This window comes from Elusimicrobiota bacterium, from assembly GCA_041660925.1.
GTDB lineage: Bacteria > Elusimicrobiota > Elusimicrobia > UBA1565 > UBA1565 > JBAZUV01.
In genome coordinates this window covers 322576-346574 of sequence record JBAZVI010000004.1, presented here as the reverse complement: position 1 = coordinate 346574, position 23999 = coordinate 322576, and the positions used below count along the sequence as shown (strand labels likewise).

General features: G+C 65.5%; 23 protein-coding genes. 8 read left to right on the top strand and 15 right to left on the bottom strand.

The features are described 5' to 3' along the window. Window positions 1-110 precede the first annotated feature (110 nt). The 8 genes from WC969_08055 to WC969_08020 all read right to left on the bottom strand — a co-directional run bounded on the left by WC969_08055 (window position 111) and on the right by WC969_08020 (window position 8171). Entirely contained in the window at window positions 111-893 is a 783-nt protein-coding gene (locus WC969_08055; GenBank protein MFA6029790.1) for a hypothetical protein, read from the bottom strand. A gap of 134 nt (window positions 894-1027) precedes the next feature. Next, window positions 1028-1519: a hypothetical protein gene (locus WC969_08050; protein ID MFA6029789.1), complete on the bottom strand. Its 492-nt coding sequence runs from the start codon at window positions 1517-1519 to the stop codon at window positions 1028-1030. 228 nt (window positions 1520-1747) lie between these two features. Beyond that, window positions 1748-2251, bottom strand: coding sequence for a hypothetical protein (locus tag WC969_08045; GenBank protein ID MFA6029788.1), 504 nt, complete (start codon window positions 2249-2251; stop codon window positions 1748-1750). A gap of 152 nt (window positions 2252-2403) precedes the next feature. Then, a complete protein-coding gene (locus WC969_08040) occupies window positions 2404-2715 on the bottom strand; it encodes a hypothetical protein (GenBank protein MFA6029787.1) in 312 nt (103 codons plus the stop codon). Between the two features lie 640 nt (window positions 2716-3355). Continuing rightward, window positions 3356-3847 carry a hypothetical protein gene (locus WC969_08035; protein ID MFA6029786.1) on the bottom strand — a complete coding sequence of 164 codons (492 nt, stop codon included), beginning with the start codon at window positions 3845-3847 and terminating at the stop codon, window positions 3356-3358. A gap of 101 nt (window positions 3848-3948) precedes the next feature. Further along, entirely contained in the window at window positions 3949-4959 is a 1011-nt protein-coding gene (locus WC969_08030) for a DUF3644 domain-containing protein (GenBank protein ID MFA6029785.1), read from the bottom strand. Window positions 4960-5331: 372 nt separating this feature from the next. Then, complete coding sequence (locus WC969_08025; GenBank protein ID MFA6029784.1) at window positions 5332-7125, bottom strand: hypothetical protein; 1794 nt, start codon at window positions 7123-7125, stop codon at window positions 5332-5334. Continuing rightward, window positions 7125-8171 (bottom strand): hypothetical protein, encoded by a 1047-nt coding sequence (locus tag WC969_08020; GenBank protein ID MFA6029783.1) that lies wholly within the window; start codon window positions 8169-8171, stop codon window positions 7125-7127. Before WC969_08020 ends, WC969_08025 begins: the two co-directional genes overlap by 1 nt. A 235-nt stretch (window positions 8172-8406) precedes the next feature. Here WC969_08020 and WC969_08015 point away from each other — a divergent pair, with 235 nt between their 5' ends. Continuing rightward, the gene (locus WC969_08015; GenBank protein ID MFA6029782.1) at window positions 8407-8796 is read left to right on the top strand and encodes a hypothetical protein; all 390 of its coding nucleotides are present in this window, start codon (window positions 8407-8409) and stop codon (window positions 8794-8796) included. Between the two features lie 8 nt (window positions 8797-8804). Continuing rightward, window positions 8805-9731, top strand: a complete 927-nt coding sequence (locus tag WC969_08010; protein ID MFA6029781.1) for an RES family NAD+ phosphorylase — start codon at window positions 8805-8807, stop codon at window positions 9729-9731. Between the two features lie 103 nt (window positions 9732-9834). Here WC969_08010 and WC969_08005 read toward each other — a convergent pair whose 3' ends face one another. The 7 genes from WC969_08005 to WC969_07975 are packed head-to-tail and all read right to left on the bottom strand — an operon-like array spanning window position 9835 to window position 16332. Continuing rightward, window positions 9835-10095: a hypothetical protein gene (locus tag WC969_08005; protein ID MFA6029780.1), complete on the bottom strand. Its 261-nt coding sequence runs from the start codon at window positions 10093-10095 to the stop codon at window positions 9835-9837. Further along, window positions 10095-12539, bottom strand: coding sequence for a phenylalanine--tRNA ligase subunit beta (gene pheT / locus WC969_08000; protein MFA6029779.1), 2445 nt, complete (start codon window positions 12537-12539; stop codon window positions 10095-10097). Before pheT ends, WC969_08005 begins: the two co-directional genes overlap by 1 nt. Continuing rightward, the gene (pheS, locus tag WC969_07995; GenBank protein ID MFA6029778.1) at window positions 12536-13603 is read right to left on the bottom strand and encodes a phenylalanine--tRNA ligase subunit alpha; all 1068 of its coding nucleotides are present in this window, start codon (window positions 13601-13603) and stop codon (window positions 12536-12538) included. Before pheS ends, pheT begins: the two co-directional genes overlap by 4 nt. 7 nt (window positions 13604-13610) lie before the next feature. Next, a complete protein-coding gene (rplT, locus tag WC969_07990) occupies window positions 13611-13958 on the bottom strand; it encodes a 50S ribosomal protein L20 (protein ID MFA6029777.1) in 348 nt (115 codons plus the stop codon). 6 nt (window positions 13959-13964) lie between these two features. Then, entirely contained in the window at window positions 13965-14162 is a 198-nt protein-coding gene (gene rpmI, locus WC969_07985) for a 50S ribosomal protein L35 (protein MFA6029776.1), read from the bottom strand. 25 nt (window positions 14163-14187) lie between these two features. Beyond that, window positions 14188-14688 carry a translation initiation factor IF-3 gene (infC, locus tag WC969_07980; protein ID MFA6029775.1) on the bottom strand — a complete coding sequence of 167 codons (501 nt, stop codon included), beginning with the start codon at window positions 14686-14688 and terminating at the stop codon, window positions 14188-14190. Window positions 14689-14742: 54 nt separating this feature from the next. Then, a complete protein-coding gene (locus WC969_07975; GenBank protein MFA6029774.1) occupies window positions 14743-16332 on the bottom strand; it encodes a response regulator in 1590 nt (529 codons plus the stop codon). 206 nt (window positions 16333-16538) lie between these two features. Here WC969_07975 and hpt point away from each other — a divergent pair, with 206 nt between their 5' ends. The 6 genes from hpt to glmS all read left to right on the top strand — a co-directional run bounded on the left by hpt (window position 16539) and on the right by glmS (window position 23875). Continuing rightward, window positions 16539-17093, top strand: a complete 555-nt coding sequence (gene hpt / locus WC969_07970; GenBank protein ID MFA6029773.1) for a hypoxanthine phosphoribosyltransferase — start codon at window positions 16539-16541, stop codon at window positions 17091-17093. A gap of 12 nt (window positions 17094-17105) precedes the next feature. Beyond that, window positions 17106-18926, top strand: coding sequence for an ATP-dependent zinc metalloprotease FtsH (ftsH, locus tag WC969_07965; GenBank protein ID MFA6029772.1), 1821 nt, complete (start codon window positions 17106-17108; stop codon window positions 18924-18926). Beyond that, a complete protein-coding gene (gene folP, locus WC969_07960) occupies window positions 18923-19792 on the top strand; it encodes a dihydropteroate synthase (protein MFA6029771.1) in 870 nt (289 codons plus the stop codon). Before ftsH ends, folP begins: the two co-directional genes overlap by 4 nt. Continuing rightward, window positions 19789-21165, top strand: coding sequence for a phosphoglucosamine mutase (locus WC969_07955; GenBank protein MFA6029770.1), 1377 nt, complete (start codon window positions 19789-19791; stop codon window positions 21163-21165). The genes folP and WC969_07955 overlap by 4 nt, the downstream gene beginning before the upstream one ends. Then, window positions 21156-21884, top strand: coding sequence for a pyridoxine 5'-phosphate synthase (locus WC969_07950; protein MFA6029769.1), 729 nt, complete (start codon window positions 21156-21158; stop codon window positions 21882-21884). Before WC969_07955 ends, WC969_07950 begins: the two co-directional genes overlap by 10 nt. A gap of 113 nt (window positions 21885-21997) precedes the next feature. After that, a complete protein-coding gene (glmS, locus tag WC969_07945) occupies window positions 21998-23875 on the top strand; it encodes a glutamine--fructose-6-phosphate transaminase (isomerizing) (GenBank protein ID MFA6029768.1) in 1878 nt (625 codons plus the stop codon). The last annotated feature ends 124 nt before the right edge of the window (window positions 23876-23999 follow it).

Here is a 23999-nt window from a genome sequence, read left to right as displayed (position 1 = left end):
CTCCTTCAGGATCGAGACGATCTGCTCTTCCGTGTATCGCTTTCGCGCCATTGTCGGGCCTCCGTTGTGCCAGTTTAGCACCTCGGAACCACAATCAGGCGCGGCCTAGTTTAGCGGGGAGACGTCGGCCTTGCCACTTCGTTGTGCCAGACAACACCAGCGATATATCTGCCGGAAGGGCTCCAGCGCAGATCACGCCCGGAGGCAGGGATATTCGGTTTGGTGTTCAAAACGCTTTCGATAGAACCCGATTCGCCGACCATGTGTAGAACTAACTTGCTATCCCCCTGGCCGAGTGGTCGTGCGAAGGCAGCAAAGCGCAAGCCATTGGGAGCAAACCGCGGAGAAGTGACTATAAATCCATTATAGAGTTGAGTCGTGGTCTTATGGCCCAAATCGCGCAGAATCACTCCTTCTGATTCTCCATATGGGCACGAAACAACCACTGATTCCTCTTTATCGATGCCAGATACCGCACCGAAGGCGCCGCTTCCGGTGTTCTTGTGCAGCTGGAGGCGGTTGCTGCCTGTATGCCAGACACCGGTATGGTATTTCCGAGTCCGATTGCTATCGTCGAGCAGATTGAAGACCACTGTCCCTGTGTTCAGCCAATATGCTCCCAGGGGCGAAACGTCCTTACCGTCCGGAACAAGTTTCGCTAACTCCTTCCCAGTCTGATAATCAGTGACGAGGAGTCCGACTGGTTTGTCCCATGCAGGGAAGCCGCGCCCCAGCGTTAACGTTTTCTCCTTTACGAGATTCAGCTGTAGGACTTTTCCGTTGGCATCAATCCAGAAATCGAGCGGCTCCGTCTTGGCATTCGCGCCGCTGATGCCGATGAGGAGCAGCAAGATCGCGCCCACCCAGCAGTCAAAACACGTTTTTCGTTTCATGATTATTGGATTCGGTGTCTATCACTCATCTAATGGAACAAATTCTCGCCCTAAGATTAATTCCGATCAGAGAAATCAGCCCGCCTTCCCCGCCCGCAGCTCCCCTCGCCTGCGCCCGCCGGCTCAAGCCGATATCAGGGTGCAATGGCTTTCCCAAGCAACTCATACTGCTTCTGTCCCATTCTTAGGTCTCTAGACATTTGAGAACGACTTGCTTCGAAAATGACGACTAGTTGCTGCTTCAGGGACTTCCCGTTTAGTCTCTTAACATCGAATCCATTTGGCACTGAGACGACAGAGAGTTCCGAGGTCGACTGAAAATCAGGCGGGTCAGATGAGCTGTATAGAAGGTACAACTCTCCTCGGGACAACGGATATATTGTGTAGATCTGGAGCTTTCCCAGCCGAGTCTTGCCAGCAAGGACCTTTGAAACTTTAACCTTCGCCACATACAAACCGTCCTCATGCTTATCGGGATTCCCCGATTCCAGGGCCTCCGCGAGAACGATTTGCTTCCCGTGCTTTATGTAGGTGTCGAGATCCGTGAATAGGTAGCCCCTGACTGCCCAGCACGTTGATGCCGCAAGAAGCGGGATCATGGCCGCCATCGCGAGTTTTCTCTTCATTGTCACCCTTAACGCCTCATCGCTTCGCCGCGCCCTACAAATCTCGCCCGCCTCACTCCAACTATTCCAGTAAGTCCACTAAGTTGAGCCCAGGCACCGCTACAGGTGTCCCTCCGTTTCCCTAACTCCCCTTCCCCTGGGGAAGGGGCAAGGGGTAGGGGGAACCCAATGCTCTCATCGCCTGCGCCCGCCGGCTCAAGCCGATGCAATGCGGAATATGTTGAGGCATCAGCTCTTTGTTGATGGCTTCTCACCGGAGATCGTATAGCCGGCCTTCAGGGGCTGGAGAAGTTTGGCCCCATGCATTTGCGGATTGCCTGTATATGGGCCATTGCCGCGGAGGAACCCGCCGACGGTGTACCCCGTCGGAGCTGTGCCGACCATGATAAGGCGATAGTAAAACTTCTCTGTGGCATTCTCCCCGACCAGAATAATGCTCAAAGCTTTCTGCCCAGGTATCGGCTCGAATTGAGATGCCGTTATTGTGGCAGGATATCCGGCTGGATGTTGCTTCGCCAAGATCTCCGAAAACTGTTCTGGAGGAACATTCTTGCGTGCTTCCTCAGAGATGAGCGGATATGCGGTTCGCGCATCGTGGTCGATGAACGCCACCCTCGCGAAATCCAACGCGCTTTTCGCGGCCGCATCCTCGTCGTGTGAAAGAACAACGCCCGAGCAAGCAGTCATGAGCAAGATTCCGGAAAGTGACAGCAGAAGTCGAGTCTTAGCCATTCTGTCTCCTATGAACCGATAGTCATCTCCGCCCGCAGCTCCCCTCGCTACAAGTGTTCTCCCATTTCCCTAACTCCCCTTCCCGCGGGAAGGGGCTGGGGTAGGGGGAACCTAAAGCTCGCCTCGCCTGCGCCCGCCGGCTCAAGCCGATGTCAGGCGTCATTATTCTTCTCCATCGCAAATTTCCGAACATCTTCCACAGTCTTGAACCATCGATTTGGATTTACACTATCTAATCGCCCCAAGTGATATAAAAACTCTTCTTTCTTGCTGGCGCTTTCAGGTTCCAATACGTACGTGCCCGATTGAACACCCCCGAAAAGTCCGAAGAAAGACGACCGCTCATTTGGAATCACAAATCGAGGAATCAGTCTCCTAAACTTGTCATTGAAAAACGTGTACACGCCATCTTCAACGTCGATTCCTTCATATGCACCTTGAATATTCTCCAATTCGTCGACCACATCCAAAGTTTGATCGTCGAGAAAGACAAAAATCATAATACTCCATGAACGCCTAACGCCTCAGTACTCCGCCGCGCCCTCCAACTCCCACCCGCAGCTTCCCTCGCTACAAGTGTCCCTCCGTTTCCCTAACTCCCCTTCCCGCGGGAAGGGGCTGGGGTAGGGGGAACCTAAAGCTCGCCTCGCCTGCGCCCGCCGGCTCAAGCCGATGCTAAATCGCATTGATTTTTGACGTCTCCGGCGAAGTCGTTTCGTGGAAGTTCAATTTGCAGTTTCCACATTCGTTCGGTACCCAACAGCTCCAGTAGCGGATCTTCGTCCCAAATAGATTCACCGCGGGGTGCAGCACTGCGTGATCGCATTTAGGGCAGCGCCATCTGATGATAGTGACTCCCAAAACAATTTGCAGCGCTAAGAGCCCGACTATCCACCACGGTGAATATTCAACGGACGCATAAACGAGCGAGCCGCCAAGCGCTATCCAGGTCGCCAGGAGAATCGCGAGACGCTTGCTGTAGTAGCTCTTTATCGTAGTCATGTCTGCGGCCTTACGCCTCATCGTTCCGCCGCCCACTATAAATCTCGCCCGCCTTCCCTTCCCAAAGCTCCCCTCGCCTGCGCCCGCCGGCTCAAGCCGATGTTAATCAGCAAGTTTTTCATCAATGAACTTCCACTGATCACGATACGGCTCGATAGTCCAGAGATGCGAATAAGAGTTGGGTGGGACGTTGACTGCGCGAACGGTGCTATTCTTGTGAGCTTGCCCACTCTTTCCTGGCGCGGCAAGCCAACGTTTGTGGAATTCGTGGACATTGCGCGCCATGTCTGCTGAAGGGATGATGAAGTGCTCGAAGGCAGAGGTGGAATCCCTTTCAGGGATTCCCGCGAGCACCCAGAAGAAATTCTCACCGAAATTCTTTTCGGCTTTAAGTCCGACACTGCAGGTCTTGGTGCCGGGGATGAAGGTTTTAACTTGGATGTGGACAAACTTGGTCCCGGCGCGATTGCTGCATAGGACATCCGTATTCGGAGTGTTTCCCATCGTGACCACGGCGGCGTAGCCGCGGCGGCAGAGTTCTCCGGCTACAAAGAACTGGCTGGAATTTCCGCGTGCTGATTTATCGTGTTCCATGATGTTTTTTGGGCCGCCTAAGGCCTCTGCGATTCACCGTGCACTATGAATTTTGCCCGCGTGAGCGGGCGTTCGATTGGATATAAGGCATTCCTTGCTGCTTACAGCAGTTCTCGAATTGCCGCATGGGGATCCTGAGTGTAGTGTCTATCGAATGTCGGAATTACATTAGGGTTGTAGAAATCCTTCTTAGGGCTCTTCGGATTCGCCGGGTCGAGAAAGCGCGACTTCGTGAGCTTGGCATCTGCGAGCAACGGCTTCCGTATGCTATGGAATCTCTCATCCTGCTTGAAGTCGCTATATCGCGCCTTTAGGCGGCGAACTAGCTCTCGATAATCCCAAGGGAATTTCGCCCGTACATCTTCCTCTGAGATTGTTACCTTGACTGCATCGGGGTCATTCGACCATTGGACTTTGGGGACTGTTGCTTGGCTGGATTTTTCGAATTTAACCTGCAATCGGACAGCGACTGAAAAAGGTGCCTCGGGGTTTGAGTCTTTTTCAGACAGATGCTGAAGATATCCAATTAGGCGACCTTCGTCTGCAGTGACTACGACAGATTCGACTTCCTTATCACCACTGATAAATGACAGCGGAAGCATCATCGTTAGAGTGTTTGAAAAGTCCTGGCCAAACCAATGCTTCGCTAGCGTGACAAAGTTCTTCACTGAGGCGGAAGCGATCTCAAGCACCTGCCTTGCCAGGACCGGACTTGCCGTTATGTAATGAGCGGAATTGTCGCGAATGGCAACCAGAGCATAGATATTGGCAATTACCTCATTGCTTACCTGCGCTTTCGTCCTATTCAGGGCGTCAATGCATGAGCCTATCCCAATGGTCATTGGGTTTCCCGTCCGGTTCCGCTTGAGATAGCGTTTCTTAGTTTTCCCCCCGGACTTCGTATGGCGATGTTCGAATACACGAATAGCGCCAAGATTGTTCTTTGAATCCTTGAGGACTTTGCCCTTAAGCAGCAGCTCCCATGCATTCAATGCCAGAAGGGCAAAAGTTTCTTCTCTGTAACCAAACGCTGGCTTGTTGTACACCTCGATAGCAGAGGTAATAGCTGCCTGCGCCTTGTCGACGAACTTTGAATGTAGTGGAGGTCGCATGGTATACCTAACTATAAAATAGATTGTCCTGCATCTCCCCGCTTCTGAAAATCAATCATAGCATTCAAAATGTCAAAATAAATTTCTGGGGTGCGGTTGGCAGCGGGTGAGTTGGGGACGAGCGGAGGCACGGCAGTTCTACCCTCCCCACCTGTCGCACCCGGCCGCCTGCGGCGCCGGGCTGAAGCCCTCGCGAGAGAGGGAGTTTGCTCGCTCGGGTGCTCCCCAAGGGGGCTTGCGCCCCCTATGGCGCCTTCGGGCCGCTTTCGCGGCCCAGGAAGGCTGTTACCCCCCGTAAGGTGCGGCGGGCCATGCCGCCGCATCCTAATAGCCTCCCTCGAGAGGGAGGGCGACCGGCCGAGGATGACCGGCCTACTTCCCTAAGCACTCCACAACAGAATTCGGCGCTTCGGTGTTGATGATCCTTCCGGTCCTATCCAGCCAGACGATGCTCTGCGCTTCCTGGGGGGCTTGGGGGTGGGGGGCGGCTTTTAGGGCGGCGGAGTGCTGGACGTCGAAGTGGACTTCGCAGGTGGCGTCGTCGCGGAGCATTTTGACGTCGGCGCGCAGGGCGCAGCCGCCCGACTTCTTCGCGTCGGCCTCGTGCTGGGGGGAGAAGGAGAGGATGTCCTGGGTGTTCGCGCGTCCCTGACAGGGCGCGCTCAGGGTCTTGAGGACCTCCGCGCGGAACTTCGCGAGGTCGGCGGCGAGGTTCCCGCCGCACGCGCCCATGTCTTTCGAGAGGCGCGCGAACTCGCGCGTCGCGCAGTCGAGGGCGCGCACCTGCTTCGCGGCGATCTCCTTCTGCGTCGGGGGGGCGGGCTTGCGTTCCGGCTCAGGCGGCGGAGCCGGTGGGAGCGTCGGAGCCGGCGGCGCTTCCTTCGGCTCGGCGACGGGAGCGGGCGCGGCGCTCTTGGGGGCCTGACGGGGCGCCGCGGGAGCGGGGGCCTTCGGCGCGGCGGGTTTCGGCGGCGGGGCCGCCGGCTCCGCGGGCTTCGGAGCGTCCAGCGGTACGGGCTTGGCGTTCTTGACCAGCAGCGCGCCCTTCGTGTCGATGCCGGAGTTCGAGTCGGCCTTGAGCTGTGCGTCCGCGGCGTCGGGAGCGTACTCCTTCTTCTCGCCCTTGAGCGCCTGAAGCCCGTTCGCGTCCTCGGGAGGTCTCTTCTTCGGCGGCGGCTCCGCGGGGCCGCTCATGTCCCTGAATCCCAGCGTCGAGGCGCCGGTCGGCGCCGGGGCGATGTCCTTGAATGAAAGCGCCTCCGCCTTGGCTGAGGGCGCCGGCGCCGCCCCCTGCGCGAGCTCGAGCGCGGCGGGGCAGTCGGGCAGGCCCGCCTGCTCGGCGCCCGCGTCCGCGTAGCCCGGGGCGGCCGAAGGGCCGCCGCAGCGCTTGTCCCATTCCTTCTTCTTGCGGTCGTAGGCGGCCAGCTTCGCCGCGTACTCGTCCTTGACCACGATGGTCGGGCGGGTCGGGTAGAGGAAAGCGAGGTGCACGGCGCACCAGTCGCGCTTCTCGCCGCTCATGCCCTCGAGGAGCTTCCGGCGCCGGGCGCTCTCCTCGTCGGCCTGGCGCTTGAGGCGGGGTTCGAGCTCCGCGCGCGCGGCGGCGCTCAGGCAGGCGGCGGGAGCGGCGGCCGTCGGGGCGAGCTCCTTCATCTGGGACATGAGCGAGCGCGACTCGTCCTCCACGGCCTTCCTGCGCTTCTCCTCGGTGAGCCGGTTCCGCTCCTTCAGGACCTCGGCGTTCTCCTTCGCGTTGCGCTCCGCGGCCGCGGCGCCCTCGCTCATGAGCTCGTTGACCCTCGCGGCCTCCTCGGCGGCGCGCTGAGCCGCCGCCTGACGCTGGGCCGCGGCGTTCTGAAGTCCCTGCTGGATGCCGTTCTGGATCCCCTGCAGGACCGCGCCTTGGAAGGTGGTCGGGATGCGGGTGGAAGGGGCGGAGGGCGCGCGGTAGGAGCTCCCGGAGGAGGCCCCGCTCATGTCGCAGCCGGTGCCGCGGTTGTTGTAGGGGCGTCCCCCGCAGCCCGTGCACCAGGCCGCGTAGGCCGCGTAGCCCGCGCCCCAGCCGTTGTTCGGGGCCGGGCCGCAGTTCGCGGACAGGACGGAGGGGAGGGACAGCAGCAGCGCGGACAGGACGAGCGGCGGCCGGCGGAGTCGAGCCGCGCGCATCAATGGACGATGGTGTAGGAGTCCGGGTTCGAGCCCGCGAGGGTGACCGACACGCAGGAGCCGCTCGCCTTCATGTATTGCGCTTCATAGTTGTTCAGCATGTAGCGCACGGTGATGGACTTCCCGTCCTCGGTGATCTGGGCGGTCATGGGGACCGTGTACTGCGGGGTGCGGCAGTCGGTCCCCTGCCATGGGGTGCTCGACGGGACGGTGATGGTCCCCTCGATGCTGTTGAGGGTCTTGACCCCGATGAGGACGTACCCATAGTTGCTCCGGGCTTCGAAGTCCTTGCCGCGCATGGAGACCTCGTAGGTGTTCCCCGTCGCGGAATTGCGCCAGGTCCCGTTCATGGCGTTGAGCTTGTCGGCCTGCTCCTTCGCGACCTCGAGCTCGTAGATCTTGTTCTGGATGGCGACGGCGTTCGGGGAGTCGGGCTCCGCGAGGAGGCAGAGCTTGAGGCTCCGCATGGCGCCGCCGAAGTCCGCGGCGCCTTCCTGGGCCAGGCCGAGGTTGTAGTAGGCGTCGGCCCACCAGGGCGCGAGGGCGGTCGCCTGGGCGAGCTCGACGGCGGCGGGCGCGAACCCGGCGTTCTGCTGGGTCTTGATGAGGACCTGCGCGCGCACCGCGTGGCGGCGGGCCTCCTCGGGGACGGCCGGCCGCAGCTTGGCCTTCACGACGAAGGCGATGAGCTTCTCGCGCAGGCGCTGGTCCTCGGCCGCGTCGCCCTCGGACTCGCGGAGGAGGGCGGTGTAGGCGTCGAGGGCCTGCTCGTTCTTCCCGGTCCGTGCGGCCTCGTCGGCGTTCCCTTCGGCCTTCCGGCGGGCGGCGAGCTTCGCCTGCCGCGCGGCCTCGGCCGCGGCCCGCTCTTCCTCGGCCCGGCGGAAGGCTTCCACCCGGGCCGCCTCGGCCCGGCGCTCGTTCTCCGCCCGGAGCGCAAGCTCCTTCGCGGAGGGTCCGCAGGCGACCAGGGAGGTCAGGAGGACGCCGCAGAGAAGCGTCGGGAGCGGCAGAAGTCGGAGGTATCCGGCCAGAGAGCGGGTATTCATATGAGCTGTCTCCCTTCGAGGGCGTCGTCGAGGGATTTTAGTAAAAACCGACCGGTGCCTGTCACTCACCTAATGGAACTAAATCTCGAGCCAAGAGTAATTCATATTAGGGGAATCCGGCGGGCATTGCCGATGCTGTGATCGAAATGACACTGTAGAGTGAATTTGCCTATTGAATACGTGGAATAATCATGGTAAAATCATGGTAGATACATGGACTCCGGAGGTGCCTCCCATGACCCCTTCCCCTGCGTTGTTTCAGAGCGTCCCCGAAAAAGATTACTTCTCTTTCCTGCCGAAGGGGAAGCCGCCTGAGTTCCAAGAGATCGTCAATTTCTTCAACTTCAAGGGCCATGATGTCGCCAAGGCCGCGGACGTTTCTGAAAAGTCCGTGCGTTATGACGAAAAGATGCCGGTCGAACTGCAGGAACGTCTTCGTGAATGGGCCATCCTCGTCAATCTTGTCGCCGAATTCTTCAAGGGTGATTTAGAGCGGACGGTGCAGTGGTTTAAGATGCCGAATCCGCTGCTCGGATATATTTCTCCCCGCGACATGATAAGGGTCGGTCGGTTCAAGAAGCTGCTGAAGTTCATCATCAGCGCAATCGATGAGAATCGGCGTTAAACCCCTCTATGGCGCGGCGCCCATTCTTCCCTCCCAGACGGCAGCCTACCCAGAGTAGGAAGAAGAAGGCGTTCATCCTTGAACGAACCTCGGCAGAGGAAATCCGTAGAATCAAGTTGTTTGGTCGGGCCTATCTTCGGCTTACATGGGACTATTATTCCGAACTTGCTTTTCAGCGGGCGCAGATCAGCGACTGCCTGTCCGCAGCTTTGCTCGAAGCCTCCGGTGAGGATTATGAATTCCACCGATGGCAGCGGGTGGTCAAGCTCAAATACGGGCTTCGTCCTCTTTCGGTTGCTGGCAGCCTAAAGGATCCTGGGGGTAGGTTCAATATCGGGGATATCGACCAGAGCCGATATCAGGCTTTCCCGGCACTTTATCTGGCAGGCGATCGGGCGACTGCTTTGCAGGAGACCTTCGGGAAGGAAGCTGTCGGAGGCGACGACCAACTCTCCTTCGCCCTTACCCGCCCGGACTCGATCGTAGCCGTGTCGATCAGCGGCAAGATCGATTCCGTATTGGACTTGAATAAGCCGGAACGGCTGGAACGATTCGTCGATCTCATCCGGACCTTTGAGATATCTGAACATCTCCGCAAGAGAGCCCAGGCGTTACGGGTAACACTGCCGTGTCTCATCACCTCCGTCGAAGACCTGATAAGAGGAGTTCTCGCTCCGAACTGGCGACTTGATTCCATGGGCCTTGATGTTCCGTCCCCCTGTCAAATTCTGGGACAAATGGTCGCAAACGCCGGCATTGCCGGGATTCTGTTCCCTTCCAAGTATTCAGGTGTAGGTTGCCTCGCGGTTTACCCTCAAAATTTCAAAGAGACGGAGTCATGGGTGCAGTTGGATGACGAGGCCCCGGCTGAGATGGCGATCCGACGCATCGACGCGGATGTGTGGGAGGAACGAGCTTCAGATCTCAGCAAGTAGAGATGTGTTCTCGTAAAGCAGACGGCCCGCTCTCGCGGGCCGTCTGCTTTTGGGGAGCCCCCTCCCCCTGCCCCCTCCCGCAGGAAGGGGAGTTAGGGAAGGGTTAGGCGGTCAATTCGACGACTTTGTCCAACTTGTGCGCCAATTTCTCGAGGCGTGCCTTTAAGCGGGCCTGGCGGTCGGACATGGCGCGCAGTCTCCGCAGATCCATCTCGAGGCGGCCGTTCTCGGACTGGAGGTGGCGGTTCTCGAGGCGGAGCTTGGTGTTCTCTTCCTTGATGCTCTTGAGCTGCTCGGCGGCCTTGCGGACGAGGGCGAGGAGGTTGTCGAGCTCGGCTTCGCGGGTGGTCTTGGACTGCGACATCAGCTTCTCAGCCGGGCGGAGAAGGAACCCTGGAGAATGGCGATGATCTTCTCCATGGAGGCGTTGACCTCTTCGTCGGTGAGCGTCCGGTCCAGTTTCGAGAAGGTGAAGCGGAGCGTAAGACTCTTCTCGCTCGCGTCGATGCCTTTCCCGGTGAAGACATCCAAGAGTTCAATCTGGACATCTTGGAGGGCTGGGGCTGCGCGCAACGCACGAGAAATCTCTCCCCAAGGCGAAGCCTTGGGGAAAAGTGCGGAGAGGTCGCGCACGACGGTCGGGTACGGCGAGATGGCGTCCATGCGGCCGTGCGCGCGGCGGCGCAGGGCGAGCGCGTCGAGGTCGAGCGTGAAGCCGGCGGCCGGGCGGCCGCCGAGCTCGAGCGCGGCGAGCAGGCGGGGGTCGAGCAGGCCGGCCTGCGCGGCGACGCGCCCGTCGTGGACGAGCCCGACGCAGGCCTTCGGGTGGAACACGGAGCCGCCCTCGCAGGGGACGAGCGCGTCGGCGCAGCCGAGACCGGCGAGCAGGTCCTCGAGCGCGCCCTTGGCGTCGTGGAAATCGGTCGGGCGCGGCTTCTCGCGCCAGTGCGGGCGCAGCGGCATGTCGCCGAGCAGGAGCCCCGAGACGAGCGTGCGCTCGGCGACGCCCTTGCCGTCCTCGCGGAGGGCGTAGACCCGGCCGACTTCGAAGAGGCGCATGTTCTGCACGCCGCGGCTCGCGTTGTAGAGCGCGCTCTGCAGGAGGCCCGGCCAGAGCGAGGTGCGCAGCCAGGCGGCGTCGTCGGAAAGCGGGTTGGCGAGCGCCGCGGGCAGGCCGCGGTCGTGCTCCTCTCGGCCAGTGCCGCGGGGTGCGGTCGGGTCCCCGCGGCGCGGGCCGGGCGTCTCGGTCCAGGCGAGGACCTTCTCGGAGACCAGATCGAGCGTGCAGACCTCGTGGAAGGCCTGGCCTTCGAGGCGGCGGCGCGCGAGGCCGGCGGCGGCCACGACCGGATGGGTCTGCGGGCAGGGCAGGCGGGCCGGTCCGGGCTCGTCGGGGATGGCTTCGTAGCCGATGTGCCGGGCGACTTCCTCGGCCACATCCGCCAGGGTCGCGAGGTCGGGGCGCCAGGAGGGGGGGTGGAGCAGCCAGCCGCCGTCTTTTTCCTCGAGCCGGGCGGCGAGCGCGCCGAGGACGGGCTTGAGCTCCGCGTCGGAGAGCTTGGTCCCGAGCACGCGGTCGAGGGCGGCGGTGGTGACGCGGACCGCCGGGAGCTCGGCGCGGCCAGGGTAGGCGTCCACGGCGGGCGCGGCGGTGCCGCGGCAGAGGCGCAGGATGAGTTCGGAGGCGCGGGCCGAGGCGCGGGCGGCGGTCTCGGGGTCGGTGCCGCGCTCGAAGCGGTAGGAGGACTCCGAGCGCAGGCCCAGGCGGCGCGAGGTGGCGCGCACGGAGCCGGGCTTGAAGTGGGCGGACTCGAGGAAGCAGGCCGTCGTCTTCGCGGTGACGCCGGTGCTCTCGCCGCCCATGACGCCGGCGATGGCGACGGGTCCGGTGTCGTCGGCGATGACGAGGTCCTCGGGGGTCAGCGCGTAGGTCTTCGCGTCGAGCGCCTTGAGCCCCTCGCCGGCCTTCGCGCGGCGCACGACGACGGGGCCCTTGAGGAGCGCCGCGTCGAAGGTGTGCAGGGGGTGGCCGTACTCGAAGAGGACGTAGTTCGTGACGTCGACGAGCGCGTTGATGGGGCGCTGGCCGACCGCCTCCAAGCGCCGGGCGAGCCAGCCCGGGGAGGGGCCGACGCGCAGGCCGGCGAACTCGCGGCCGATGTAGCGGCGGCAGAGCGCGGCCTCGCGGATCTCGACGGGGCGGGTCTTGAGCGCCGCGTCCTCCTTGAGCGCCGGGAGTTCCGGCACGCGGGGGGCCTTGCGCAGATGGATGGAGAGCTCGCGGGCCAGGCCGACGATGGAGAGGCAGTCGGGGCGGTTCGCGGTGACCTCGACCTCGAGCACCGTGTCCTTCTCGGCGAGGAGGGGGGCCGCGTCGGAGCCGACGGGGGCGTCGGCGCCGAGCACGAGGATGCCGGCGGCGTCGCCGCTCAGGCCGAGCTCGGAGACCGAGCAGAGCATGCCCATGGACTCGGAGCCGCGGATCTTCGTCTTCGCGATGACGAGCCCGCCGGGGAGCTTGGCCCCGGGCAGGGCGAAGGGGACGCGCTGGCCGGCGGCCACGTTGGGGGCGCCGCAAACGACGGGGAAGGTCTCCTTCCCGTCGCTGACCTTGCAGAGCGAGAGCCGGTCCGCGTTGGGGTGCTTCTGCACCTCGAGGACATGGCCGATGACGACCCCGCTGAAGGCGGGGCCGAGCGTCTCGACGGAGTCCACGTCGAAGCCGAGCGAGGGGAAGAGGCGCAGGAGCTCGTCGGGGGAGACCGGGACGGGGAGGAACTCGGAGAGCCAGGAGTGGGAGACTTTCACCGGTCCCAGCCTTCGAGGAAGCGGAGGTCGTTCTGGTAGAAGAGCCGGATGTCGGAGATGCGGCGGCGCATCATCGCGATGCGCTCGACGCCCATGCCCCAGGCGTAGCCGGACCAGACCTCGGGGTCGTAGCCGGCCCCGCGCAGGACGGCGGGGTGCACCATGCCGGCGCCGAGCACCTCGAGCCAGCCGAGGCGCTTGCAGACCGGGCAGCCGGCGCCCTTGCAGAGCGAGCACTGGATGTCCACCTGGGCCGAGGGCTCGGTGAACGGGAAGAAGGAGGGGCGAAGGCGCATCTTCGTGCCGGGGCCGAAGAGGCCCTCGAGGAAGACGCGCAGGGTGCCCTTGAGGTCCGCCATCGTGACGCCGCGGTCGACGTAGAGCCCCTCGACCTGGTGGAAGACCGAGGAGTGCGAGGCGTCGGCGTTCTCGTGGCGGAACACGCGGCCGGGGGCGATGATGCGCACCGGCTCCGGCGGGCGGCGCGACTCGAGCGTGCGGATCTGCACCGGGCTCGTGTGCGTGCGCAGCAGGAGTCCGACCGGCCCATCGTTTCGGAGGTAGAAAGTGTCGTGCGAGTCCTTGGCCGGATGGTCCTCGGGGATGTTGAGGGCCGAGAAGTTGTAGTGGTCGGTCTCGACGTGCGGGCCCTCGGCCCAGGAGAAGCCGAGGCGGCCGAGGAGCTCGGTCATCTCGTCCATCGTCCGCGTGAGCGGATGCAGGCTCCCGCGGGCGGCCGGGACGCCGGGCAGCGTCGTGTCGACGGCGGTGGCGGCGATGGACTTCTCGATGGCCGCGCCCTGGAGCCAGGCGAGGCGCTCGGAGAGCGCCTTATCGAGGAGGTCCTTCAGGCCGTTGGCGCGGGGGCCGAGGATCCGGCGCTCCTCGATGTCGAGGTCCTTGAGGGACTTGAGCAGGGCGGTCAGCCGCCCCTTGCGGCCGAGCAGGGCGACGCGCAGGGCCTCGAGGTCTTCGAGGGTCGCGGCCTGGGCGGCCGAAGAGGAAGCGGAGGAGGAGAGGTCGTTGAACTCCCTCTCCCACTCCTCGCGCGGGTTCGCCGTCACGGCGAAGTCAGCCCTTGGTGGCGATGGCGACGAGCTTCTTGAAGGAGGCCGCGTCCCGCAGGGCCATCTCGGCGAGCATCTTCCGGTTGAGGGGGATGCTGGCCTTCTTGAGGCCCTGGATGAAGCGTCCGTAGGTGGTCCCTTCGTCGCGGCAGGCCGCGTTGATGCGGGTGATCCACAGGGAGCGGTACTCGCCCTTGCGGTCCTTGCGGCCCGTGTACGCGTGGTCGAGGGACTTCTCGACCTGCTGCTTGACCATCCTCCAGCGGTTCTTCTTGTTGGAGTAATAGCCCTTCGCGATCTTCAGGAACTTCTTCTTGTGCTTGCGGGTGGTGACGCCGGATTTGATTCTCATGTTGTCCTAGGCGTAGGGGAGAAGCTTGCGGATCTTCTCGCCGTCGACTTCGTTCAGATAGCCGTCCTTGCGCAGGAATCGGCCGTGCGAGGACGGGTTGGGCGTGAGGATGTGGCGCGAGCCGGCGCGCTTGAACTTCCACTTCCCGCTCGCCGTCTTGAGAAAGCGCTTCTTGGCGCCGCTGTGGCTCTTGATCTTCGGCATGGTGATGACCTTCCCTCGGGGATGCTCAGTGCTTCGGCGTCAGCGTCATGAACAGCCGGTTGCGGTCCGTCAGGGGCTGCTGCTCGACGCTCGCGATCGCGGCCAACCGCTCCTGGATGTTCTTGAGGAGCTTGAGTCCCAAATCCTGGTGCTGCATCTGGCGTCCGCGGAAGAACACCGTCACGCGGACCTTGTCGTGCGCCTTGAGGAACTCCTCGATGTGGCGCACCTTGACGTCGAGATCGTGCTGGCCGATGACGGGGCTGAAGCGGACCTCCTTCAGCATGCCGGCCTTCTGGTTCTTTCGGGCCTCGCGCTCGCGCTTCTCCTGCTCGTACTTGAACTTGGCGAAGTCGAGGAGCTTGCAGACGGGCGGGTTCGCGGTCTGGGCGACCTCGACGAGGTCGAGCCCCCGCGCGCGCGCCATGGCGATGGCTTCCGTCAGGGATTTGACCCCGAGCTGGGTGCCGTCGTTGTCGATGAGGCGGACGTTGCTGGTCCGAATCTGCTGGTTGACTCTAGTCACGAGTATAAGAATATATCAACTTTCGACGGAAGCGTCAACGAAAAGGTGCGGGGGTTACTCCGGAGTTTCCGGGGGCTTTTCGACGGGGCGGGAGGCGCCGGCGGCTCGGCGCTCGAGGCCGAGGAGGCGGAAGACTTTGTCCAGGAAGGCTTTCTTATAGAAGGGCTTGAGCAGGATGTCCGCCGCGCCGAGCTTCCCGGCCTGGGCGGCGGCGTCGCGGTGGCCGGTGATGACGAGGGTGGGGACGCGCTTCTCGGGGGTCAGGCGCTGCATGCGCTCGAGGATCTCGAGGCCGCTGACGCCGGGCAGGAGCATGTCGAGGAGCATGAGGTCGTAGCGGCTGCGCTCGATCATCTCGAGGGCTTCCTGTCCGTCGTGGGTCGTGGAGATGACGAGGTTCTCGGAGATGCCGGCGAGGAACATGCGCAGGATCTCGACCATCCCGGGGTTGTTCTCGACGATGAGGATGCGCTTCTTGTCGTGCTTGCGCTGGCTCTCGACGAGGATCTGCGGGGTGTCGGGCTCGGTGATGGGCAGGGCGATGCTCCCCGTCGTCCCGCGGCCGGTCCCCTCGGACTCGATCCAGATGCGGCCGCCGTGGAGCTCGACGATCTGGCGCGAGAGGGCCAGGCCGATGCCGAGGCCGGGGATGCCGCGCGTGAGCTCCTTCTCGGCGTGGTAGAAGCCCTCGAAGAGATGCGGCAGGGCCTCGGGCGTGATGCCGCGGCCCTGGTCGCGGATCTGGATCCAGGCCTCGTTGGTCGGGCGCACCTTGAGCGACACCGTCACCTTCGTGCCGTCGGGGCTGAACTTGCAGGAGTTGGAGACGAGGTTCTGGAGCACCTCGGCGAGGGGCTCGGGGTCGGCCAGGACCCAGACCGGCCCGCCGCAGAGGTCCTTCTCGATGACGATGCCGCGGGGGGGCTCTTCCCAGCGCGCGCGCAGGTGCTCGGAGACGAGCGCGTGGAGGTCCACGGGGCGCAGCAGGACGTGCTGGGTCCCCAACGCGGACTCCTTGAACGAGAGGAGCCGGTTGACCATCTGCAGGAACTGCTCGCCGCGGGAGCGGATGGCGGTGACGGCCGCCTTCTGCGCCGCGGTCAGGGTCCCGAACTCGCCTTCCTCGAGGGTCTTGGCGTAGCCGAGGATGACGGCCAGCGGCGTGCGCAGCTCGTGGCTGACGCCGGCGATGAACTCGTCCTTCATCTTGTTGACGGCGCGCAGCTCGAAGTTCTCGGTCTGCAGCGACTGGACGTCGATGGCGCGGCGCAGGAGGTGCTCGAGGTCCGTGCCGCGGAGCTCGGCCTGCGTGATGTAGTCCATCGCCCCGCGCTTCATCGCCTCGACGGCGACCTTCTCGCTGCCGGCCGCGGAGACCATGATGACGACGATCTTGGGGTGGAGCTGGCGGATCTGCTCGAGGACCTTGAGGCCGTCCTCGTCGGGCAGGCGGTAGTCGAGGAAGACGAGGTCGAAGAAGCTCTCGCGCAGGAGGTTGAAGGCCGTCTGCGAGTCGCCGGCCTCCTCCGCCTCGATGGCCCAGCCCTTCACCGCGGCGAACTGCTCGCGCAGAAGGGCCCGGTTGTCGACCTCGTCATCGACCACCAGGATGCGGATGCGGGGCAGCGAAAGGCCCGGCGTCATCGCGACAATCCTACCATAACCCGGGCCTTTTCCGCGCTCCGCGCCGACGCCGCCTCTTTTCGACCTGCCGCCCTGCGGGCGGCGGGTCTGAGCGGCGTCGGCACGGCGCGAGAGGAGCACGGACCGCGCGCCGGTTGAATCCTGCCCGGGCATTAAAGTATCCTATCGCCCTCTTGCACTCCGTCCCAACGGATATAATTAAGGATATGAACGACACCCGCACGATCCATCCCGACGTCGAGCGCGTCCTCATCGCGGAGGACCAGCTCCAGCGCCGCATCATCGAGCTCGCCGGCGAACTCCGCCGCGACTACGCGGGGAAGGACCCCATCCTCCTGGGCATCCTCAAGGGCAGCGTGCTCTTCCTCTCGGACCTCCTGCGCCGGCTCGACTTCGACTGCTGCGTGGACTTCGTGAGCCTGGCCTCCTATTCCGGCACCTCCTCGACCGGCGTCGTGCGCATGCTCCTCGACCTGCGCGAGTCCGCCCAGGGTCGGGACATCATCGTCGTCGAGGACATCGTCGACAGCGGCCTGACCATCAGCTACCTGCTGCAGAACCTGCGCAGCCGCAACCCGCGCTCCGTCGAGGTCTGCACGCTCCTCGACAAGCCCGACAGCCGCAAGGTGCGCATCGAGCCCAAGTACGCGGGCTTCCGCATCCCCAACGAGTTCGTCATCGGTTTCGGCCTCGACTACAACGAGCGCTACCGGAACCTCCCCTACATCGGCGTGATGAAGCCTTCCGCCGTCAAGAATTAGCCCAGGAGCGCCATGGACCCGACCCGCCGCAACGTCAAGCAGCTTCTCGTCTGGATGGCGGCCTTCCTCCTGCTGCTCGTCCTCTTCCAGAACCTCAAGGTCGTCAACGAGGAGGCCGAGGTCCCCTACTCGGCCTTCAAGGCGCGCCTGAAGGCGGCGCAGGTCACCAGCGTCATCGTGCGCCCCGACCTCATCCGCGGCGAGTTCAAGGAGCCCGCCGGCCACTCCCAGCGCTTCCGCACCTTCCCGCTCAACGACCCGACCCTCGTCGCCGAGCTCGAGGCGGCGAAGGTCCACGAGTACAAGGGCGAGGCCGACAAGGGCTGGCTGACGGCCGTGCTCGTCAACCTCGGCTGGGTGGTCCTCTTCTTCGCGCTCTGGTACATCTTCATCGTGCGCCAGGTCAACGTGGGGGGCAAGCAGGCGCTCTCCTTCGGCCGCTCGCGCGCCAAGCGCCAGGACAGCGACAAGAAGACGAAGGTCACCTTCGCGGACGTCGCCGGCTGCGAGGAGTCCAAGGAGGAGCTCCAGGAGATCGTCGAGTTCCTCAAGGAGCCGGCCAAGTTCCAGCGCCTCGGCGGCAAGATCCCGCGCGGCGTGCTGCTCTACGGCATCCCCGGGACCGGGAAGACCCTGCTCGCCAAGGCCGTCGCCGGCGAGGCCGGCGTCCCCTTCTTCTCCGCCTCGGGCTCGGAGTTCGTCGAGATGTTCGTCGGCGTCGGCGCCGCGCGCGTGCGCGACCTCTTCGACCAGGCGAAGAAGGAGGCCCCCGCGGTCGTCTTCATCGACGAGCTCGACGCGGTCGGCCGCCACCGCTTCGCGGGCATCGGCGGCGGGCACGACGAGCGCGAGCAGACGCTCAACCAGATCCTCATCGAGCTCGACGGCTTCGACACGAAGGAGGGGGTCATCCTCATCGCCGCGACCAACCGCCCCGACGTGCTCGACCCGGCCCTGCTGCGCCCCGGGCGCTTCGACCGCCACGTCAACGTCCCGGCCCCCGACAAGCGCGGCCGCGAGGCGATCCTGCAGGTCCACGCCAAGGGCGTCAAGCTCGCCTCCGAGGCCGACCTCGCCCTCATCGCCAAGCGCACCCCCGGCTTCGTCGGCGCCGACCTCGCGAACCTCATCAACGAGGCGGCCCTGCTCGCGGCGCGGCGCAGCCTGCCCAGCGTCGGGCTCGACGAGCTGCGCGAGGCCGTCGACCGCCTCATGGCCGGGCCCCAGCGCAAGAGCCGCATCATCTCCGAGAAGGAGAAGAACATCGTCGCCTACCACGAGTCCGGGCACACCCTCGTCGCCAAGCTCCTCCCCGGGACGGACCCGGTGCACAAGGTCTCGATCGTCCCGCGCGGGCCGGCGCTCGGCTACACGCTCCAGCTTCCCGAGGACGACCGCTACCTCACCTCCCGCACCGAGATCGTGCACCGACTCTGCGTGCTGCTCGGCGGGCGCTGCGCCGAGGAGCTCGTCTTCAACGAGATGACGACCGGCGCGAGCGACGACCTCTCGAAGGCCACCGCCTTCGCCCAGCGCATGGTGATGGAGTACGGGATGAGCGACCGCGTCGGCCCCGTGACCTACCGCAAGGACGCCGAGGTCTTCCTCGGGCGCGACATCGCCCGCGGGCCCGGCTACTCCGAGAGCACCGCGGAGCTCATCGACTCCGAGATCAAGCGCGTGCTCCAGGAGTGCCAGAGCAAGGTGCGCGAGATGCTCACCCGCAACCGCGCGACCCTCGACGCCCTCGCGGCGAAGCTCATCGAGAAGGAGGTGCTCGAGGCCGAAGAGGTGGACGCGGTGATCAAGTCCGCCGTCCCGGCCGCCGCATGAGCACCGCCGCGGCCGAGCGCCTCCTCCCGTCCCCCGAGCGGCTCGGCCGTCCTCTCATCATCGGCGTCGTCAACGCCACTCCGGATTCCTTCCACGCCCCCAGCCGCGTCCCCGCGCTCGAGGACGCCGTCGCCCTCGGCCTGCGCCTCGTGGGAGAGGGCGCCGACCTCCTCGACGTCGGAGGGGAGTCCACCCGCCCCGGCTCCGCGGCCGTCTCCGTCGACGAGGAGCTCCGGCGCGTCCTGCCGATCCTCGAGGCGCTGGCGAAGAAGACGAGCGTCCCGCTCTCCGTGGACACGAGCAAGGCCGCCGTGGCCCTGCGCGCGCTGGAGTGCGGCGCGAGCGTCCTCAACGACGTCACCGCCCTGCGCGGCGACCCGCGCATGACGGAGGCCGCGCTGCGCTACCCGGTCGTCCTGCTCATGCACATGCAGGGGACGCCGCGGACGATGCAGGAGGCCCCGGCCTACCGCGACGTCGTCGCCGAGGTCCGCGATTTCCTCTCCGAGCGGCTCCTCTCCTTCGTGCGCGCCGGCGGGGACCCCGCCCGCGTCTGGCTCGACCCCGGCATCGGCTTCGGCAAGGCCCTCGAGCACAACCTCGAGCTCTTCCGCCGCCTCGAGGAGTTCGCGCCCCTGGGCCGCCCCCTCGTCGTGGGCGCCTCGCGCAAGGCCTTCATCGGACGCCTCACCGGGACGCCGGAGGCGCCGCTGCCCTCCGAGCTCCGCCTGGAGGGCTCGCTCGCCGCCGCCTGCCGCGCCGCCGCGGCCGGCGCGCACGCGGTGCGCGTCCACGACGTCGCGGCCACGCGCCGCGCCCTCGAGGTCTACTGCCGGCTCCTGCCGGGACGCGGAGGCCGGGCGTGAGCATCTTCGGGACCGACGGCGTGCGCGGCATCCCCGGGCGCGAGCCGCTCACCGACGACTGCGTGCGCCGCCTCGGCTTCACCGCCGCCTCCGCCTTCCTCGAGCGCTCCGTCCGGCCGGCCGGCGCCGGGACCCCGTTCGCCCTGCTCGGACGCGACACCCGGCGCTCGGGCCCGCGCCTCTCGCGCCTGCTCTCCGAGGGCTTCGCGCGCGCGGGCTGCCGCAGCGTGGACATCGGCGTGGCGCCGACCCCGGCGGTCTCGTATCTCGCGCGCGAGCGCGGCGCCGCGTTCGGCGCCGTCGTCTCGGCCAGCCACAACCCGCCCGAGTTCAACGGCATCAAGTTCTTCACGCCCGAGGGCTTCAAGGCCCCGATCGCGCTCGAGGAGCGCATCGAGGCCCGCCTCGCGCGCACCCCCGAGCTGCCGGGGCGCCTGCGCGTGCGCCCGGACGGGCGCGACGCCGAGGGCCTTCGCGACTACCTCGATTTCCTGCGCAGCACCTTCCCGGCCGGACTCTCGCTCGAGGGCCGCACGATCGTCGTGGACGCGGCCAACGGCGCGGCGAGCCCGGTCGCCGCCGAGCTCTTCCGCTCCCTCGGCGCCGAGGTCCGCGCGTTCGGGTGCCGCCCCGACGGGGACAACATCAACGTCGGCTGCGGGGCCCTCGAGACCGGCCGGATGCAGCGCGAGGTCGTCCGGCGCCGCGCCGACTGCGGGGTCTCCCTCGACGGCGACGCCGACCGCGCCGTGCTCGCCGACGAGCGGGGGCGGCTCCTCGACGGGGACGCGCTCATCGCCATGTCCGCGCAGCACCTGCAGGAGCAGGGGCTCCTGCTCGGCGGCAGCGTCGTCGTGACCGTCATGTCGAACTTCGGCCTGCTGCGCTGGCTCGACGCGCGCGGCATCGGCGCCGTCCAGGTCCCCGTCGGCGACCGCAACGTGACCGACGCCATCGAGAAGGGGGGCTACGCGCTCGGGGGGGAGAACTCCGGGCACGTCGTCTTCCGCCGCCTGGCCCCCACCGGGGACGGCCTCCTCACGGCCCTGCAGACCCTCGCGGTCTGGGCGGAGTCCGGCCGCCCCATGAGCGCCTTCCGCTCCCTCTATCGTCCGTACCCGCAGCTGCTGCGCAACGTCCGCATCGCCCGCCGCGTGCCGCTCGAGGAGCTCCCCGCGTTCGGGCGCTCGCTCGCGCGCGCGCAGAAGGCGCTCGCCGGCCGCGGCCGCGTCTTCGTGCGCTATTCCGGCACGGAGCCGCTGCTCCGCATCCTCGTCGAAGGCCCCGACGCCGCCGCGCTCAAGCGCCTGGCGCACGGGCTCGAACGGGATTTCCAGAACGAAGCCGCAAGGAGGATCTCAAAATGCCCGTGAAACTCGGCGTCAACATCGACCATGTCGCCACGCTCCGTCAGGCCCGCGGGGAGATGGATCCCGACCCCGTGAGCGCCGCGCGCATCTGCCGTCAGGCGGGCGCGGACATGATCGTCGCCCACCTGCGCCAGGACCGCCGCCACATCCAGGAGAAGGACCTGGAGGGTCTGCGCAAGCTCTTCAAGCGCGGCCTGCACCTCGAGCTCGCCGACGTGCCCGAGATGATCGGCGTGGCCCTCGAGGTCAAGCCGGACTCGGTCTGCATCGTCCCCGAGAACCCCAGCGAGGTCACGACCCAGGGCGGCCTGAACTTCGCGGCGCTCGACTCCTCCTCGCTGACGAAGACCTGCGCGAAGCTGCGCAAGGCCGGCATCGGCGTGAGCCTCTTCGTGGACCCCGACGCGTTGAGCGTGCGCAAGGCCAAGGCCCTCGGCGCCGACGCCGTCGAGATCTGCACGGCCCGCTACGCCGACGCCGCCGGCCACCACCGCCAGCAGGCCGAGCTCGAGAAGATCTCGCTGGCCGCCTACCTCGCCGAGGAGCTCGAGCTCGAGCTCCACGCCGGGCACGGCCTCGACTACACGAACGTCGTCCCGATCGCCGCGATCCCGCAGGTGCGCTGCCTGAACATCGGCTTCTCCATCATCGCGCGCTCGCTCTTCACGGGCCTCAAGCCCGCGGTCGGGGAGATGAAGAAGCTCATCCAGTCGGCCCGCTAGCGCGGGCCCCCTCACCCCCACGCCCCCTCTCCCGGCGTGGCGGGAGAGGGGGAGTTTTGAGAGTGAGGAGGACGTCAGGGATATTCAGAGGAGAGTCGTCGGGGTAAAACGATATGTGTGGAATTATCGGTTATGTCGGGAAGCGCGAGAGCACGCCCGTCATCATGGAGGGGCTCAAGCGCCTCGAGTACCGCGGCTACGACTCCGCGGGGCTCTGCGTCATCGACGCGAAGGGGAAGATGCAGCTCCTGCGCGAGGTCGGCAAGATCGGCGCGCTCGAGGAGCGCGTGCGCGAGACCAAGCCGCAGGGGACCGTCGGCGTCGGCCACTCCCGCTGGGCCACGCACGGCAAGCCCTCCGAGCAGAACGCTCACCCGCACACCGACTGCACCGGCAAGCTCGTCGTCATCCATAACGGCATCATCGAGAACTATCTCGAGCTCAAGGCCTCTCTGCAGGCCGCCGGTCACGCCTTCAAATCCGAGACGGACACCGAGGTCGTCGCGCACCTCATCGAGGAGAAGCTCAAGCGCCTGCCTTCGGCGCGCGCGGGCTTCGCCCCCGACCTCAAGGAGCCGATGCTCTTCGAGGCCGTGCGCCAGGCCTTCACGGAGGTGCGCGGCGCCTACGCGATCGCGGTGCTCTGGTCCGAGACGCCCGGCACCATCGTCGCGGTGAAGACCGCCTCGCCGCTCGTCGTGGGCCTCGGGGACGGCGAGGCCTTCCTCGCCTCCGACGTGCCGGCCTTCCTCGAGTACACCCGCAAGGCCGTGTTCCTCGAGGACGGCGAGATGGCGGTGCTGCGCCGCGACGGGGTCGGCTTCTTCAAGCTCTCCGGCGGCAAGATCGAGAAGAAGCCGCAGACGATCTCCTGGGACCGCGCGATGGCCGAGAAGGCCGGCTACAAGCACTTCATGCTCAAGGAGATCCACGAGCAGCCGCAGACGGTGGCCGACACCCTGCGCGGCCGGCTCTATCCCATGCAGGCGGGCTCGCTCGCGCAGGAGACGGGGCTCACCGTCGACGCGCTCGCCGGCGCCCGCCGCGTCGAGCTCCTCGCCTGCGGCACCGCGCACCATGCGGGGCTCATCGGCAAGTACCTCGTCGAACACCTGGCCGGCGTCCCCGCCGAGGCCGAGATGGCCTCGGAGTTCCGCTACCGCGACCCCATCCTCGACCCGCAGTCCATCGTCGTCGCGGTCAGCCAGTCGGGCGAGACCGCCGACACGCTCTCCGCGGTGCGCCTGGCCAAACAGTCGGGCGCGCGGGTGCTCGCGGTCTGCAACTGCGTCGGCTCGGCCCTCACGCGCGAGGCCGACTTCAACCTCTACACCCACTGCGGCCCCGAGTTCGGGGTCGCCTCGACGAAGGCCTTCTCCGGTCAGCTCGCGGCGCTCGCCGTCTTCGCGCTCCAGCTGGGCCTCGCGAACGGGAAGATCGACGAGTCGCGCGCGCGGCTCTTCGTCGACGAGCTCGTGCGCCTGCCCGCCCTGCTGCGCCAGACGCTCAAGCTCGACGCCCAGGTCCAGGAGCTCGCGAAGCGCCACTTCAAGGTCCGCGACTTCCTCTACATCGGCCGGCACGTGAACTACCCGGTGGCCCTCGAAGGGGCCCTCAAGCTCAAGGAGATCTCCTACATCCACGCCGAAGGCTACGCCGCCGGCGAGATGAAGCACGGCCCGATCGCGCTGATCGACGAGACGATGCCCGTGGTGGCCATCGCCACGGAATCCTCCGTCGTCGAGAAGATGCTCTCCAACGTCGAGGAGGCGAAGGCCCGCGGCGCCATCGTCATCGCGCTCGTCACCGAGGGCGAGAAGCGCCTCGACAAGAAGGCCGACCACATCCTGCGCCTGCCGAAGACCGACGAGTTCCTCTACCCCATCCTCAACGTCGTGCCGCTCCAGCTCCTCGCCTACCACATCGCGAACCTCCTCGGCTGCGACGTGGACCAGCCGCGCAACCTCGCCAAGAGCGTCACGGTCGAGTGATGGGCGCTTCCGCCCTTCGAACGGGTCGGAAGCGCCGGGGCTGATGTGGAGCTGTTCCAGGCATCGAGTTCCTGAGCATAAAACATGCATAATGTCCGCCCATGCGCACTTGTGACCGGGCCTA

Bases quoted from the DNA above. Each gene is read 5' to 3' on its own strand.
- WC969_08035 (MFA6029786.1), bottom strand. From the start codon at position 3,847: ATGGAACACGATAAATCAGCACGCGGAAATTCCAGCCAGTTCTTTGTA.
- WC969_08020 (MFA6029783.1), bottom strand. From the start codon at position 8,171: ATGAATACCCGCTCTCTGGCCGGATACCTCCGACTTCTGCCGCTCCCG.
- WC969_07975 (MFA6029774.1), bottom strand. From the start codon at position 16,332: ATGACGCCGGGCCTTTCGCTGCCCCGCATCCGCATCCTGGTGGTCGAT.
- folP (MFA6029771.1), top strand. From the start codon at position 18,923: ATGAGCACCGCCGCGGCCGAGCGCCTCCTCCCGTCCCCCGAGCGGCTC.
- rpmI (MFA6029776.1), bottom strand. From the start codon at position 14,162: ATGCCGAAGATCAAGAGCCACAGCGGCGCCAAGAAGCGCTTTCTCAAG.
- hpt (MFA6029773.1), top strand. From the start codon at position 16,539: ATGAACGACACCCGCACGATCCATCCCGACGTCGAGCGCGTCCTCATC.
- rplT (MFA6029777.1), bottom strand. From the start codon at position 13,958: ATGAGAATCAAATCCGGCGTCACCACCCGCAAGCACAAGAAGAAGTTC.
- WC969_07950 (MFA6029769.1), top strand. From the start codon at position 21,156: ATGCCCGTGAAACTCGGCGTCAACATCGACCATGTCGCCACGCTCCGT.
- WC969_08045 (MFA6029788.1), bottom strand. From the start codon at position 2,251: ATGGCTAAGACTCGACTTCTGCTGTCACTTTCCGGAATCTTGCTCATG.
- WC969_08010 (MFA6029781.1), top strand. From the start codon at position 8,805: ATGGCGCGGCGCCCATTCTTCCCTCCCAGACGGCAGCCTACCCAGAGT.
- ftsH (MFA6029772.1), top strand. From the start codon at position 17,106: ATGGACCCGACCCGCCGCAACGTCAAGCAGCTTCTCGTCTGGATGGCG.
- WC969_08055 (MFA6029790.1), bottom strand. From the start codon at position 893: ATGAAACGAAAAACGTGTTTTGACTGCTGGGTGGGCGCGATCTTGCTG.
- WC969_08025 (MFA6029784.1), bottom strand. From the start codon at position 7,125: ATGCGCGCGGCTCGACTCCGCCGGCCGCCGCTCGTCCTGTCCGCGCTG.
- WC969_08005 (MFA6029780.1), bottom strand. From the start codon at position 10,095: ATGTCGCAGTCCAAGACCACCCGCGAAGCCGAGCTCGACAACCTCCTC.
- WC969_08030 (MFA6029785.1), bottom strand. From the start codon at position 4,959: ATGCGACCTCCACTACATTCAAAGTTCGTCGACAAGGCGCAGGCAGCT.
- WC969_08050 (MFA6029789.1), bottom strand. From the start codon at position 1,519: ATGAAGAGAAAACTCGCGATGGCGGCCATGATCCCGCTTCTTGCGGCA.
- WC969_08015 (MFA6029782.1), top strand. From the start codon at position 8,407: ATGACCCCTTCCCCTGCGTTGTTTCAGAGCGTCCCCGAAAAAGATTAC.
- glmS (MFA6029768.1), top strand. From the start codon at position 21,998: ATGTGTGGAATTATCGGTTATGTCGGGAAGCGCGAGAGCACGCCCGTC.